Consider the following 13,467-nt stretch of genomic DNA (forward strand, 5'->3'; position numbering starts at 1 on the left):
CCGAACACTGTAGCGAAGGAGTCCACCTTGGCAGGCCCGCCGGTTGAGATCGACATGTCCGTCAAGATCGACGCGCCCCCCGAGGTGGTGTGGAAGTACCTGGTGGATTGGGAGAACCTCGATCGGTGGATGATCGAGGGCAAGGGGTTCAAGGTCACCTCCCAGCACCGCGAAGGGGTGGGTGTGACCGCCGAGGCGACCATCCGCATCGCCGGCATCACCACCACCGACCCGGTGGAGGTCACCGGGTGGGAGCCGCCCGAGACCCTGGAGATCTCCCATCGGGGATGGGTGGCGGGAAAGGGCCTCATGGTCTGCAAGCCGGCCCCCTGGGGAACCTTCCTCTTCTGGCAGGAGACGCTCTACCCGCCGCTCGGGATTCCCGGCGCGATCGGCCTTCGGCTCTTCAAGCCGATCATGCGCAAGGTGTTCGAACGGGACCTAAGGCTGTTGAAGCAGCTGGTCGAAAAAGCACGGGCCGAGGGCGTGCAATAGGCTTCCATCACTGTGCCAGCCCGACAAAACGCCAAAGCGCTCTTCATCCGGTGGCTGTGGCTCGTCTACGTGCCGCTCGGCCTGCTCCTGCTGGGGCTGCCCCTGGTGTTCTTCCAGGTCCTCACCGGAGCGGGAGTGTGGGTGGTCGGGATTCTCTCCGTCTACTGCGTCGTGCCGATGAGGCTGCTGCTGGAGACCAGGCGCAAGGGGCTGGAGCTGCCGAAGCCCCCGGGCGCCAAACCCAGGACCCGGCCGGCCCGGCCCGTTCGGGACATGCCGCTGGCGGCCGAGGCTCCGGCAGAGCCGGTGTCGACGGCACGGGTCACCCGCCCGCCGGTGTCGGGCAAGATCAAGAGGCGCCGGGCGGTTGCCGGGGTGCTCGGGATCGGGGTCCTTCTGGGTATCGGGGGCCTGCTGTTCATCCTCGGCATGGGCAAGGCCAGCTCGGGTCAGCTGGGGCTACTGCTGATTGGCTTCGGCGGCTTTCTGATGCTGCTTTCGGTGACGCTGCCGACGTTCAAGATCGTGGACATCATGGTCCGGGCGATAGGCCGGATGGTAGTGAAAAAAGGCCCGCCGAACTCAAGGGCGACGGCAAAGTAGCAAGCCGGCGCAGTGGTCCCGGGAGCGGCTGGACGCTCCGCCCCGGTCCCTACGCCCCTCGTAGCAAACTACTTGGACGGTAGCTTCGTGCCCTTCTTCGCTCGCATCTCTGCGGCTTTGGCGCGGGCCTCGGCCACGCGGGCGTCGGTTCCCTTGGCCAGCTCCTCGTCGTAGGTCTTCTTACGAATCGCTGCGGCCTCCTCGGCTGACACGCCTGCTGCAGGCGCTGCTGCCGGTGCGGCTTCTGCAGGCGCTGCTTCGGCCGCGGGCGCTGCTTCGGCTGCAGGCGCTGCGGCCGCCTCGGCGGCTGCGGGCGGTGCGGCAGGTGCCGGAGCGGTTGCCGCCGGGGCGGCGGGGGTCGCCAGAGCTTCCTCTGCCCGCATGCGTGCCGCCTTGGCGCGGGCCTCGGCGACCCTGGTGTCGGTTCCCTTCGTCTGCTCGTCCTTCAGCACGGCCTGGTAGACCTTTTCCGGGTCCAGCGGCGGATCCGTGGGGGCCACCGGCGAAGCGGCGGCCTTGGGGGGAGCAGCCGGCGTCGGAGACGCAACCGGGGGTGCTGCGGCGGGGGCTGCAGGTGCTGCCGCGGGAGCCGCTGCGGGCGGCGGAGCGGTAGCCACTGCTGCTGCCGGACCGGCGGCTGCGACGGCCTTGATGGTCGGCGGCGGGCCCACCGGGGTGGGGGCGTCGCCGGCTGACTTGAGAGCGGGCAACAGGTAGGTCTTTGCGGCTGGGACCATGCCCAGGATAACCAGCAGGGCGATCAGAGCCGACAGGATCATGAAGGCCGGTCCGACCGGGGGCTCCTCGGGAGCTTCGACCGCGGTGACGTCGGTGGCCTCTTCTTCGCCCCCTCCCTCTTCGGACTCCTCTTCCCCTTCGCCTTCGGCTTCAGCCTGGTCCTCGGGGGCTGCGGCCGACTCTTCGGGGGTCGGCGTCTCTCCTCCGGCGGCGGGTGCTCCTGCGGCACCTTCAACCGTGATTGTGCCCTTCATGCCGAGAGCAACGTGGAATTGACAGTCGTAGGCGATCTCGCCGCCCTCCTCGACCGTGACGGTCTTCGTCTCGCCGGCGTTGATCAATGGGATGTTGATCTTTCCGTCTTTGGAGACGGCGTTGTGGGGCGCAACGCCGGTGTTCTTGAACTCGATGGTGTCGCCGGCCTGCGCAGTTGCGTCGACCGGGTCGAACTCGTTGTCCTTGGCCTCGATGGTGACTGTGGCGGCCTGCGCCGTGCCCGTCCCCAGAACGAGCATTAAGAAGACGGCAAGGGGGAGCAGCGTGCGGCGCATCGATCGAGCCTCCTTTAGGGGCAGGTCAAATAGCTAAAGTCTTTTTGGATTCTAAGTCCGCCCCAATACAGGGGGCGAATCGCGCGAAGCTTCAGGCCTGAATCGAGACCGGCGTTCCGGATGGAGCGAGGTCCTTTAGGCGCTGGATCGATTCGTTGTACAGCCTTACGCAACCGTTGCTGGAGTTTACGCCAACCGACGCCCGGTTGTTGGTCCCATGTATTGCCAGCTGGCCTATACCACCGCCGAAGTTGAAGTGAACCTCCGAGAATCCGGCGATGCTCAACATGTGCGCCCCGTAGGCGCCGCTGGTGTTGGCGAACGGGATCGAGATGTCGACGTAGTACTCGCCGACCGGCGTCGGGGTGGCGGCGGTGCCTATTCCCGCCGGCATCTCCATGAGGAGCTGGTCGCCTTTGAATGCCCTCAGCTTGTGGTCCGACTTGTCGACGACGATCCGGTTGGGGACCTTACGGATCCGCACGTCGGACGCCTTTACCCAGCCGGTGCTGCCGTTGGGCCTGACCGGCAGCCTCACGTGGAACCAGTTGCCCTCCTCCTTCAGCACACCCAGCACCAGCTGGACCCCCTCCCGCGTGGGGTTGGGGAGGGTCATCTTCGGGGTGGGGGAAGCCGGGCTCTCGAAGATCGGCATGCGGGCCCGGGCGGCGTCGGCCACCAGGTGGTCGGTGGGCGAGACGCTGAGCGACGCCGACACGGGGAGCTCGGCGTGTCCGATTATCCTGCCTGCGCCGGCGGCGATGCCCTTGGCCGCAGCGGCTACCGCCGGGACGCTGCCCACCAGAAGAAGGACCAGGACGATCCAGCCGGCGGCTGTCGTGCGGGGGCGGTTCAAGGTCTAGCGGTCCCGGAAGTTCATCACCCGGTACGCCTCGGCGTACTTGTAGTCGGAACCTTCCGCCGAGAAGCTGGCGATCAGCTTCATGCGCTCGGAGAACTGGTCCCCGAACTCGGGGGTTTGGGTGTAGTGGACCGAGACGGACTTGATCTTGTCCTCGAGCACGTCTTCGATGTCGACCCAGAAGTTCGGGTTGCCGGTCATGCCGAACAAGGCGGCTTTCAGGTGGTGCGGCTCGAACCCCTTGTCGTACAGCTCCTCCCGGTAGATGGGGAGGGTCGGTGCTCCAGGGCTGATGGCGGCGCAGAGCGCCTCGCCCACCTTCCGGTGGTCGGGGTGGTTGATGTACTGGTCGGCGAAAAAGTACATGGTGGGGTCCGGCCCGATAACGATGTCGGGCTTGTGCCGGCGGATCTCCCGGATCATGTCCCGGCGAAGATCGTGGGAGTCCTCGACCATGCAGTCCTCGTAACCCAGGAAGATGACATCCGACACCCCGGTGAGCCTGGCGGCTTCCCGCTGCTCGTCCATACGGGATGAGATCAGCGTCTCGCGAGCCATCGCGGGGTCGTTGGAGCCGTTGGCGCCGTTCGTCACCACGCACAGGACGATCTCTTTACCTTCGTTCACCCACTGGATGATGGAGCCGCCGGCCATGAACTCGGCGTCGTCCGGGTGGGCGAAGAAAACCAGTGCTTTGTTGAACTGCAGGTCAATCAAGGGGCGACCCTCCCGAACTCGACGAATGCCTCGTGGGTGGACGGCATCAGGCTGGCGAAGAATGCCTCGACAGCCTCGCCGTAGCGCCGGATCTCCCACATCGCCGCATCCGCGTTGCGCAGCGCGATGAAGTTCATGAGCGCTCTAGCGTTTACCGTCCAGTAGAACTCTGTGTACAAGCCGACGGGCAGCACGAAGCGGGCAATTTCCCGTGCCACTCCTTGCTCCAGCATACCCTGGTACGTGTCCCAAGCCTGCCTGTACTGGGCCGCCATGACGCCCCTGACCTTCTCCGCCACCTCGGGATCCATGGGCTCAAATGTGTAGGCTCCGGGCCTGCCGGTCTGGGTGCGGACCTGCTCCGGCGCCGGGACGTAAAAGGCGTCGATGGCCTCCGAGTACCTCAGGCTGTGCTCGTTGAAACTGCTCCACCGGTGGCGCATCCACTCCCTGCCGACTGCTATCGGGCACTTAACGTGAAAGCGGAACAGGTTGTGCTCGAACGGGGACGCGTGCTTCTCCCGCATCAGGAACCTAATGAGCTTGTGGTCCCGGTCCCCCATCTCGTCCTTTATCTGCAGAAAGGACACCCGCGCGCCGTTGACCACCGACAGATCGGTGGCCTCTGCCGCATCCAGGCGGACGAACCCGTGATCCAAAACGTCAATTTTGTCGCCTACACCTGGCATTTGAGCGCTCCTCAGATAATTCTTGTTGCTTGTGTTAAACAATCGCCCCAAGATAGGGACACCTGTGACAGTAAAACGATTCTCCATCCTAGTAGCGCTTTTGGCGGTTCTGGCCGTCGGCGCCAACGCGCTCGCCTTCATGTCGCCCGCCTCGGACGAGCCCACCGACTCCAAGACGGTGATCGCTCCCCCCGCCGCCCGGGCGGCGGCGCCGCTGGAGGTCATCGACGACGAACCTCCCCGGAGGGAGCCTCCGGTCAAGCCCTCCCCGAGCCCCAGCCCCGCGGCGGCGGCCCAGGACAACGGCATTCTCAAGGTCGGGTCGAAGGGCCCCGAGGTCGGCGCTCTCGAGCAGCGGCTCTCCGATCTCAAGTACCTGGTCGGCAAGGTCGACGGAAGCTTCGACGCCAATACCCGCCACGGGTTGATCGCATTCCAGAAGGTCGAGGGCCTCGGCCGAAGCGGAGTGGGCGACGCACCGACAATGGCCCGCCTGGCGACGGCATCGACGCCGGCCCCCAAGTACTCCTCGCCGGCCAACCACATCGAGGTCGACATCCCGCAGCAGACGGTTTACGTCGTCCGGGGCGGTGCGGTCAGCGCGATCCTGCCGACCTCTACAGGCACCAACAAGAACTTCACTGCCGACGGCTGGACCCGACGGGCGATAACCCCCAACGGCCGCTTCACGGTCACCCGCAAGATCAACGGCATGCGGATCTCCCCGCTGGGCGAGCTGTACAAGCCGTCCTACTTCAACGGCGGAATCGCCTTCCACGGCAGCGGCTCGATTCCTACTTCCCCGGCTTCGCACGGGTGCGTCCGCCTACCGATGGGCTTTGCCGACTGGTTCTTCAACGAAGCGGCCCCGGTGGGCCAGGTGGTCTACGTCCACGGGGGCCCGACCGGGCCGAACCCCCAGCCGACCATCGAGGACGCCCCGGCTCCCCCTGCGTCGATCCCGACCGAGTCGCCCGCCCCGGCGCCGCCGGTGGTCAGCATCCCGCCGGTGGTCGTCAACCCGCCGCCGGCGCCGCAACCGGACCCCACTCCCTCGGAGACCCCGGACTCGGACGACGACGAACCTTCGGACATCTTCGACGACAACGACGCCGGGAGCCTGCTGAACCCCTGAGGCCGGGGTTACTCCTCCAGGAACCGGTGCATGTTGCCGATGTGGGGCACCAGGGTCTCGCGCAGGGCGGTGGTCATCTGGCTGAGGTGGGTCAGGTCGTGGACCGCCCAGTAGTGGATGAGCTCGCCGACCCGTATGGTCCCGGCTACGTCGTGTTCGCCCTCCCGGCCGAAGTCGGCCTCGTCGATGGAACGCAGCCAGGCGGCGCTCTCCGCCCGCAGCGCCTCGAACTGGGCCAGTAGCTCCTCCAGGCTCCTCGAGGCATAACCGCCCTGCTCCAGGCGGGCCGGAGGGTCGATCGACCGGATCAGCGGCCGCTCCTCCTCCAGGATGCGCGCGATGCGCTCACGAAATGCGATGGTCTCCGCGTCGATCAGGTGCTCGAGGACCTGGCGGGCGCCCCAGACGTCGGGCTCGCTGCTATTCAGGCTCTCCTCGGACAGGCCGGCGAAGCAGCTGCGGACCAGCGACGGCGTGGCGCCGATGAGCGCGATCGCCTCGTCGACTGTTGCCGGCACGGAAGGGTCAGTCTTCTTTGGGCGATTCCGTCGAGGACTGCACGGGCGGGAGCGCCGGCTTTGCTCCGTTCTGGACTGCAACGTCAGCGTTGCGGGCGGCGACCGTCGAAAGCTCCTTCATGAGCTCCTCAAGCTGGTCTCCGACCAGCTCTTCACGCTCGATCAGCTCGTCGCGAATGCGCTCGACTGCGTCGCGGCGGCGTTCGAGGATCTCCCGGACCTCGGCCTTGCACTCCTTCAACAGCTCGTTGACCTCCTTGCGGACGTCCGGGTCGGAGAGCATCTCCGCCGAGCGCTCGACCGCCGGGCTGCCGTGGATGACCGCGTAGGAGAACAGGCGCTTGCCCATGCCCCAGCGGCCGACGTAGTTCAGCGCGAGGAGCGTGGCCTGGTAGAGGTCGCTGGTAGTGCCGTCGGTGGAGGTGTTGAACCAGACCTCCTCGGCAACCATGCCCGCCAGGAACAGCTTGATGGTGTTGGTGACATCGTCCTTGGTCTGCGTAAACCGCTCCTCGAGGTCGACCGAGTAGACCATTCCGAGAGCTCCGGAGTCCCGCTTGACGATGGTGATGATCTGGATCTGCTGGTCCGCTGAGAGCAGCTCATGGCTGACGACGGCGTGACCGGCCTCGTGTACGGCGGTCATCAGCTTCTCGCGCGGCGTGTAGGTGACGCTCTGCTTCAGCCCGATGTCGTCGATCATCTTGGCCGACCAGATGTCCTTCCAGGTAAGGGAATCCCGCCCGTCCTGGAGGGCGATGATCAGGCCTTCGTTGATGATGTTCTTGATGCGGGCCGGAGAGTAGTGGATGGTGGCCTGCGCGAACTTGTCGAGGTCGATTTCCTCGTGCTTGACCTTGTCCAGGTAGTACTTGATGACGTCCTTGCGGCCGTCCTTGTCCGGAAGGCCGATGTGGATCTTGCGGTCGAAGCGGCCCGGGCGGAGCAGGGCCGGGTCGAGGTCGGTGGAACGGTTGGTCGCACCGATGACCAGGATGTTGTACTGCGGGATCTTGGGCTTGAGGCCGAACAGCCGGCGGATGTGCCGTTTAAGGCCGCGGGGCATGATCATGCCGTCCATCTGGATGAGCAGCTCGTTGATGGCGCCGCCGCCACCGCCGCCGCCCATTCCCATCATCATCATGCGGCTGATGGTCGGCTCACGGTCCACCCCCGTCTTGCGGGTCATTGCCATGTTTCCCCCGCGGGAGCCGATTGCGTCGATCTCGTCGATGAAGATCACGCATCCGTCGTACAGCCGGGAGAACTTCTTGGCCTTGCGGAAGAGCATGGCGATCTGCATAATCCCGGCGCCCATGATGGCGTTGGTGAAACCGCTGGCGGGGGCGTAGATGAACGGAACGCCGACCTGGCCGGCTACCGCCTTGGCCATCAGCGTCTTCCCGGTTCCCGGAGGGCCCTCGAAGAGCAGGCCGTGCGGGGGGTAGCCGCCGATCTTCTTGAACTCGCGAAACCCGCGGAACAGCTTGACTACCTCCTGGACGGACTCGACGACCGGCTTCTGGCCCCGGACGTCCTCGAAGGTGGTCTCGTACTCCTTGGGGTAGATGACGTACTTCCGGCCCCTTCCGAGGAACCACATCATTCCGGCCAGCTGAATGACTATGAAGAACAAGAGCTGGAGGAAGAACATTGCGCCGGTGGTCAGGCGGGAGAGCACGTCGAGAGGTCCGCATTCGCGGACGCCGGTTAGAGGGTCTCCGCAGGTGCCCAATAGTTGAATCGCCCACGAGATGCTGGTGTAGAAGAGCACCACGACCGCGATCTTGGGCAGCCAGTACTTGAGTTTGTTGCGAAAAACCATCGGCAAAAGTCCCCTTCAGAGTCGGCTATCCAGTATAGGTGCCGCCTTGTTTCAAGCAGTCACCGCCGAGCCGCTTCTAACTTGGCTCCTTCTTGAGGTCAATGGTCGATAAGTCGTCGGAGTCGAAGGTTGGGAACACAAAGCCGCACGCGTCGAAGATCGCTGCGATCTTCTGCGGGTCCCAGCCCTCGCGCCGCAGGTGCAGAAGCAGGTTGATGGGGGCGAAGTCCCGTCCGCAGTAGGGACAGTAGGCCCAGTCGCCGGGCTGCTCGCCAAGGTGGCTGCCGCAGTAAAGGCAGGCGGCCGGTCCGGGGTTGCGGTCCTCGGGGTAGGACTCGTAGCCGTCGAGGAAACCACGGGCGTAGTCCCAGCTGACGTACTCGTCGGGGTTGGGCTCCCACGCCGGCTCGTGCACCGGCGTGGTGCCGCTTTCGAGGATCTGCTGGAGGTTGCCGGCCAGAAGGTCCCAGCCGAGGTAGTGGTCGTCGTCGCAGTCGGGGCAGAAGACCACGACTCCCCGGATGCCCCGGGATGCCAGCACCGCCTTCAGGGTCCGGACGTCCACCAGGTCCTGGCTGAGGGCGTCCCTCTCCGCGGCGTCGATAGGACCAAAGTCGTCCGGCCCGAAGCCCGGGTCATCGATATGCTCTTCAGAAGGCATAGCCTCATTATTGTACTTTCGAATGACAGGCACTTTTAAGGAGGCCATTTCTTGGAGATTAGTATCGGCGTAGTGGACTCCCCCAAGGAGATCACCCTTGAGATCAAGGAGGGTCTCGACGACCTGGTCAAAAGGATCGACGGAGCACTGACGGGCGGTACCACGGTGCTCTGGCTCGAGGACGAGAAGGGCAAGAGGATCGGTATTCCGGCAGCCAAAGTCGCCTATGTGGAGATCGATCCCGAAAGTGCGCCGCGATCGGTGGGCTTTAAGCGATAATCCCCCCATGCTCGGCCCCCCGGAATCCCACGCCTCACTTCTGAGGGCCCGCCGCGGCTATCTGGGCATCAACGGCGCCGAGGGCGCCACCGAGGTGCTCCCCGTCTGCTTCACCTGGGCGGGCGAGACCATCTGGATCGTGGTCGACCGCAGGCCGGGCAGCCCGTTCCTGGGCCGGCGCCGGGGTATTGAGGGAGGCCCGAAGGTCACCTTCATGGTCGACCGCTGGGACGAGGACTGGGACCGCCTCCAGTGGCTGGTCGCCAAGGGACAGGTGACCGTGCTCGACCCCGGTCCCGAGGAGGACGGGGCTCTCAGCGCCTTCGAGAGCAAGTACCCGCAGTATCTGACCTACCCGATCCAGGAGGGCTCGATCGTCCGCCTGGACGTAGAGGAGTGGACCGGCTGGGACGCCCTGGACTACGACGAAGGGTAGGGGACGGGAGCGGACGCGGACGCCCGGGAGCGGGTGGACGCCTCCGCCTGCTAAAACCATTGACGACGCCGGCGCAGGGCCCACCCGCTCCCTAGTTGACGGCGCCCCGGTGCTCCCTATTGGGCGGTCAGGTTACAAACTCAACTTCGGTTTCGGCTTGTCGTCGCCTTTCGGCCACTCGACCTTTTTTTCCGGGATCTTGAAGGCGTCCTCCAGACTCCCCGCCACCTTCGGGGCCTCCAGATCCTCCAGCCCGCGGCGGCCCTTGATGTTCCCGGCCGCTTTCAGCACCTCGTCGAGCGTCTTCTTGGGGGCGCCGTAGATCCGGATCCTCAGGGCCGCCAGCACCTCGGCGTGCTCCTCGATCAACCCCGAGGTCCGGTCCAGCTCGCTCAGGACTTGTTCTGCTTTCCGGAGAAGGTCCTCGTCGCTCATTGGCGCCCCCTTTGCTTACTTTCTTTACAAAGTCTCGTGCCGGCGGCTCGTTAGCAAGGTGAGACTCTGCCTCAGCCGCCGTCCTTCAGGTGCTGGGTGATCTGCTCCATCCGCTCCTCGACGGAGCCCTTGATCGTGGTGTAGTCGATATCGTGCGACCTCAGCAGGCGCAGCAGGCGCTCGTCGATCTCCGCCTGGAACGCCGGGTCGTCGGGACGCAGTCCGTCAAGGACGATCGGGAACTCGATGGGCAGGTAGAAGACGTGGCTGTAGTTGCCCCGTAGGCGCCGCTCGGCGAGCTTCACGCACTCGTCCCAGAGGGCGGTCTCCTTGCAGCGGGGCTGGTTGTCCAGCACCCAGCCGGCGTAGGCCATGACGTCGATGAGGGAACGGTCCCCGACAAACTCGTCGGTCGACAGCTCGTTGTTGTACTGCTTGAGGAAGATCAGGGTCTCGGTTTCGGGGGTTGCGTCCTTGTCGAGCTTGAAACCGAGGTCGATCACCTGCCTGGCCGTCTCCGGCAGCAGGGGCAGTTCGAGGTGTTGGGACAAGAGTTCGCCAAGCGTCGTCTTGCCGGTGGAAAAACTTCCGATGAGTGCTATTCGTCTGTGCATCCGACGATGTTATCTCGCCAAGCGGCCGGCGACGCCCGGTTTGCGCCGCGCCCCGAGGGGTAACCTTCGGGTTTCCCACCAGGCGTCCAGACCGAGAGGACCGCATCGATGGCCGAGGGCCACACCATTCACCGCCTCGCCCGCGACCTGCAGGAGCTGATCGGGCCTCCCCTGTCGGTCTCGTCGCCGCAGGGCAAGTTCCCCGAGTTCAGGACCTTCAACCGCAAGCGGCTGCGCAGCACGGACGCGCTGGGCAAGCATCTGCTTTTGTACTTCGACCCGGGCTTAATCCACGTCCACCTCGGCCTCGTGGGCAAGTTCGTGCGGATCCAGCCGCTCAGCCCGCCCAAGCTCCAGGTCAGGATGCGGTTGTCGACCGCCGAGGTGGCGTGGGACCTGCTGGCGCCCAACAACTGCGAGATGTGGACCGAGGACGACGTCGAGAAGCTGAAGAGCCGGCTCGGGCCCGACCCGCTGGACCCGCACGCGGACCCCGAGCGGGTTTGGGAGACGCTCGAACGCTTCTCCGGACCGATAGGGGCAGCGCTTCTCGACCAGTCGGTGATCGCCGGAGTCGGCAACGTCTACCGGGCCGAGGTGCTGCTCGACGCCGGGGTCCACCCGGCTCGCTCTGCCTTCGAGGTGTCCCGGGAGGAGTTCGACGTGATCTGGGAGTCGCTGCGCACGCGGATGGCCCAAGGAGTCGAGGACGGCCGCATCATCACCGTCGAGACCCCCGAAGGGTTCGACCGCAAAAGCCTCCCCGAGGCCGAGGCCAGGTACCTCTACAAGCAGACTGACTGCCGGCGATGCGGCTCTCCGGTCGAGGTGCTGACCGTCGGCGGCCGCACCGCGTACGCCTGCCCGAAGGAGCAGTCCTAACCGCCGGGCTCCGGCTGGCAGTGCGGACACCAGTAGGTAAAGCGCTCGACCAACGGGTCGCCCTGCATCCCGGTGACGATACGGGTGCCGCAGCGCCGGCACGGCTGGCCGCCCCGGGAGATCACCCAGCGCCGCTGGCCGGGCGCGGTGTTGCCGGTGGTGGACTGAGCCGCGTGGTCACAGCTGAGCTTCAACAGCTTCTGGGCCAGGAGGAGGACACCGGCCAGGTCGTTCACCTGGTTGACCGGGGTCCAGGGGTGAAGGCCCTTGAGGAACAGGGTCTCGTTCTTGTAGATGTTGCCGATCCCCGCCAGGTTCCTCTGATCGAGCAGGGCTTCGCCGATGGCCAGGTCCGGTTTGGCGTTGATCCGGGCCAGCGCCTCTTCGAGGTCCCAGTCGGGGCCGAGCAGGTCGGGGCCGAGGTGTCCCACCGCCCGGTCCTCCTCGGCGGTGGGCAGCAGCTCGACTATCGCCAGGCGGTAGCCGACCGCCGTCCAGTCGTCGTTCTTCAGGATCGCCCGGATCTCGTGGGACGGCCCGCCCCGCCACCTGGTTTCGGGCTTGTAGAGGTGCCAGGTCCCCTCCATCTTGAAGTGGGTGTGGAGGGTGATGCCGGCGTCGGTGCGGGTGAGCATGTGTTTGCCCCGGGGAACGACCTCGGTCACGGTCTGGCCGGACAGGTCGGCGGTGGCGTGCTGGGGCACCCGGAAGTCGGTGGAGGTCAGGACCCTGCCGGCCAGGGCTTTGTTCATGGACCGGGAAGCCCGGAAAACCGTGTCCCCCTCAGGCACCGGGCACCTTTCTGGTTGTTGCCGGCCGGCCCTGTGCCGGTCCGCTCGTCAATTGTCCGGCATCGTCCCCGGGACGCGCCGGCGGCGGCCGGTTTCTCCGGCCGCCGCTCGGGGCGGGGGCGCTACTTCCCGACGGCCTTCAGAACCTTGTCGACACCGGCGCCGTAGCGAAGAGCGCCGGTTGCCACCTGGCTGACGATGTCCTTGGTCTCGGCCAGCATCTCGGTGACGCCATCGAGATGGCCGGTGAGGATCACGCCGTCGACCAGGATTTGATCGATGTGGCCCTTGATCTCCTGAATCGGGTTCAGGATCCGGTTGAGAAGAAAGATCTCCGCCGGGATGGCGATGAGCATCAACAGGGCAATTCCCCATAGCACTGCGGGACCCATATCCACTCCTCCTTCAACTCGACTGTCGAAAAAGAGCTGAGAAGGGCCGCCCCGGGGCGGGGGCGGCCCTTCAAACCTGCATCAGGCGGCGCTCTGGTCGCCGGCCGGAGCCTCCTCCGGCTTGGCCTCGATGGTCTGCTGCTGCGCCTGGCCCTCGTCGATCTGGACCGGGATCTTGCGTGCCGTAGCGATCCGGGCGGCGTTGGGCACAACCACCTCCAGGACTCCGTTGCGGTGGACCGCCTTGATGTCGTCCGGGTTCACTCCCTCCGGAAGCGGGACACTCCGCTCGAAGGAGCCGTAGCTGGTCTCCATCCGGAAGTAGTTGGCGCCCTCGTCCCGGTTCTCGTAATGCCGCTGCCCGCGGATCCGGAGTACGCCGTCCTCGGCGGTGATCTCCACGTCCTTCTCGGGGTCGACACCGGCCAGCTCGGCCCGGATCACCAGGTCCGAGTCCCGGCTGAAGACGTCAACTGCGGGCATCCACGCCTTCGCCTGACGTCCGGCGATCCTTTGGGGGGTGTCGAAGCCGGTCTCCCCAAACACGCCCTTTACCAGCTGATCCATCTGCCGCTCCAGGTCGGACAGCGCCGACCATGGACTGAGTCTGCTCAGCAATGCCATGCGTTCTTCACCTCCATTCCTCTAGTGTTCCGAAAAATCCGCCATAAATAACGGCTCCGGGAGGGCCTCTTATTCCCGGAAATCCGGAAATTTTTTGCGACTCAAAGGCCGATGGGAGCTGCAATTCTGGGGAAGCTGGTTGCCGGGACACACAACCTTCGATTTGGCCGAGGGCCCGACTGGTGCGCCGGAAACTCAGAGTTCCAACCGAGCTGTGACT

18 protein-coding genes are annotated in these 13,467 nt (G+C 65.5%); 6 read left to right on the forward strand and 12 right to left on the reverse strand.

The window, feature by feature from the left end:
• The first annotated feature begins 27 nt into the window (after positions 1 to 27).
• Entirely contained in the window at positions 28 to 495 is a 468-nt protein-coding gene (locus VFV09_12940; protein ID HEU4868618.1) for an SRPBCC family protein, read from the forward strand.
• A gap of 12 nt (positions 496 to 507) precedes the next feature.
• The gene (locus tag VFV09_12945; protein ID HEU4868619.1) at positions 508 to 1,098 is read left to right on the forward strand and encodes a hypothetical protein; all 591 of its coding nucleotides are present in this window, start codon (positions 508 to 510) and stop codon (positions 1,096 to 1,098) included.
• Between the two features lie 68 nt (positions 1,099 to 1,166).
• Here the strand turns inward: VFV09_12945 and VFV09_12950 are convergent, their stop codons facing one another.
• From VFV09_12950 to thyX, 4 genes are all read right to left on the reverse strand, one after another.
• Complete coding sequence (locus VFV09_12950; protein HEU4868620.1) at positions 1,167 to 2,387, reverse strand: cupredoxin domain-containing protein; 1,221 nt, start codon at positions 2,385 to 2,387, stop codon at positions 1,167 to 1,169.
• A 91-nt stretch (positions 2,388 to 2,478) separates the two neighbouring features.
• Positions 2,479 to 3,243, reverse strand: coding sequence for a L,D-transpeptidase (locus VFV09_12955; GenBank protein ID HEU4868621.1), 765 nt, complete (start codon positions 3,241 to 3,243; stop codon positions 2,479 to 2,481).
• 3 nt (positions 3,244 to 3,246) lie between these two features.
• Positions 3,247 to 3,966, reverse strand: a complete 720-nt coding sequence (locus VFV09_12960; protein ID HEU4868622.1) for a PIG-L deacetylase family protein — start codon at positions 3,964 to 3,966, stop codon at positions 3,247 to 3,249.
• Positions 3,963 to 4,655: an FAD-dependent thymidylate synthase gene (gene thyX, locus VFV09_12965; protein HEU4868623.1), complete on the reverse strand. Its 693-nt coding sequence runs from the start codon at positions 4,653 to 4,655 to the stop codon at positions 3,963 to 3,965. Before thyX ends, VFV09_12960 begins: the two co-directional genes overlap by 4 nt.
• Before the next feature lie 100 nt (positions 4,656 to 4,755).
• On the opposite strand from thyX, the gene VFV09_12970 reads away from it, so the two are divergent.
• Positions 4,756 to 5,790 carry a L,D-transpeptidase family protein gene (locus VFV09_12970; GenBank protein HEU4868624.1) on the forward strand — a complete coding sequence of 345 codons (1,035 nt, stop codon included), beginning with the start codon at positions 4,756 to 4,758 and terminating at the stop codon, positions 5,788 to 5,790.
• An 8-nt stretch (positions 5,791 to 5,798) separates the two neighbouring features.
• Here VFV09_12970 and VFV09_12975 read toward each other — a convergent pair whose 3' ends face one another.
• From VFV09_12975 to VFV09_12985, 3 genes are all read right to left on the reverse strand, one after another.
• Entirely contained in the window at positions 5,799 to 6,308 is a 510-nt protein-coding gene (locus tag VFV09_12975; GenBank protein HEU4868625.1) for a DinB family protein, read from the reverse strand.
• 7 nt (positions 6,309 to 6,315) lie between these two features.
• Entirely contained in the window at positions 6,316 to 8,133 is a 1,818-nt protein-coding gene (locus VFV09_12980) for an AAA family ATPase (GenBank protein HEU4868626.1), read from the reverse strand.
• 76 nt (positions 8,134 to 8,209) lie between these two features.
• A complete protein-coding gene (locus VFV09_12985) occupies positions 8,210 to 8,794 on the reverse strand; it encodes a DUF5319 family protein (protein HEU4868627.1) in 585 nt (194 codons plus the stop codon).
• A 51-nt stretch (positions 8,795 to 8,845) separates the two neighbouring features.
• Here VFV09_12985 and VFV09_12990 point away from each other — a divergent pair, with 51 nt between their 5' ends.
• Positions 8,846 to 9,073, forward strand: coding sequence for a DUF3107 domain-containing protein (locus tag VFV09_12990; protein HEU4868628.1), 228 nt, complete (start codon positions 8,846 to 8,848; stop codon positions 9,071 to 9,073).
• A 7-nt stretch (positions 9,074 to 9,080) separates the two neighbouring features.
• A complete protein-coding gene (locus tag VFV09_12995; protein HEU4868629.1) occupies positions 9,081 to 9,509 on the forward strand; it encodes a hypothetical protein in 429 nt (142 codons plus the stop codon).
• A 132-nt stretch (positions 9,510 to 9,641) separates the two neighbouring features.
• On the opposite strand, the gene VFV09_13000 is transcribed toward VFV09_12995, so the two are convergent.
• Both VFV09_13000 and VFV09_13005 read right to left on the reverse strand, forming a co-directional pair.
• Positions 9,642 to 9,944, reverse strand: a complete 303-nt coding sequence (locus VFV09_13000; protein HEU4868630.1) for a hypothetical protein — start codon at positions 9,942 to 9,944, stop codon at positions 9,642 to 9,644.
• 71 nt (positions 9,945 to 10,015) lie between these two features.
• Positions 10,016 to 10,558 carry an ATP-binding protein gene (locus VFV09_13005; GenBank protein ID HEU4868631.1) on the reverse strand — a complete coding sequence of 181 codons (543 nt, stop codon included), beginning with the start codon at positions 10,556 to 10,558 and terminating at the stop codon, positions 10,016 to 10,018.
• A 108-nt stretch (positions 10,559 to 10,666) separates the two neighbouring features.
• Here VFV09_13005 and VFV09_13010 point away from each other — a divergent pair, with 108 nt between their 5' ends.
• The gene (locus VFV09_13010) at positions 10,667 to 11,440 is read left to right on the forward strand and encodes a DNA-formamidopyrimidine glycosylase family protein (protein ID HEU4868632.1); all 774 of its coding nucleotides are present in this window, start codon (positions 10,667 to 10,669) and stop codon (positions 11,438 to 11,440) included.
• Here the strand turns inward: VFV09_13010 and VFV09_13015 are convergent.
• From VFV09_13015 to VFV09_13025, 3 genes are all read right to left on the reverse strand, one after another.
• On the reverse strand, positions 11,437 to 12,231 hold the full coding sequence (locus VFV09_13015) for a DNA-formamidopyrimidine glycosylase family protein (GenBank protein HEU4868633.1): 795 nt from the start codon (positions 12,229 to 12,231) through the stop codon (positions 11,437 to 11,439). The two genes, VFV09_13010 and VFV09_13015, sit on opposite strands and share 4 nt — an antisense overlap.
• Positions 12,232 to 12,353: 122 nt before the next feature.
• A complete protein-coding gene (locus VFV09_13020) occupies positions 12,354 to 12,623 on the reverse strand; it encodes a hypothetical protein (protein HEU4868634.1) in 270 nt (89 codons plus the stop codon).
• An 81-nt stretch (positions 12,624 to 12,704) separates the two neighbouring features.
• On the reverse strand, positions 12,705 to 13,247 hold the full coding sequence (locus VFV09_13025; GenBank protein ID HEU4868635.1) for an Hsp20/alpha crystallin family protein: 543 nt from the start codon (positions 13,245 to 13,247) through the stop codon (positions 12,705 to 12,707).
• Between the last annotated feature and the right edge of the window lie 220 nt (positions 13,248 to 13,467).

It is taken from the genome of Actinomycetota bacterium (assembly GCA_035759705.1).
Taxonomy (GTDB): Bacteria; Actinomycetota; CADDZG01; order JAHWKV01; family JAHWKV01; genus JAJCYE01.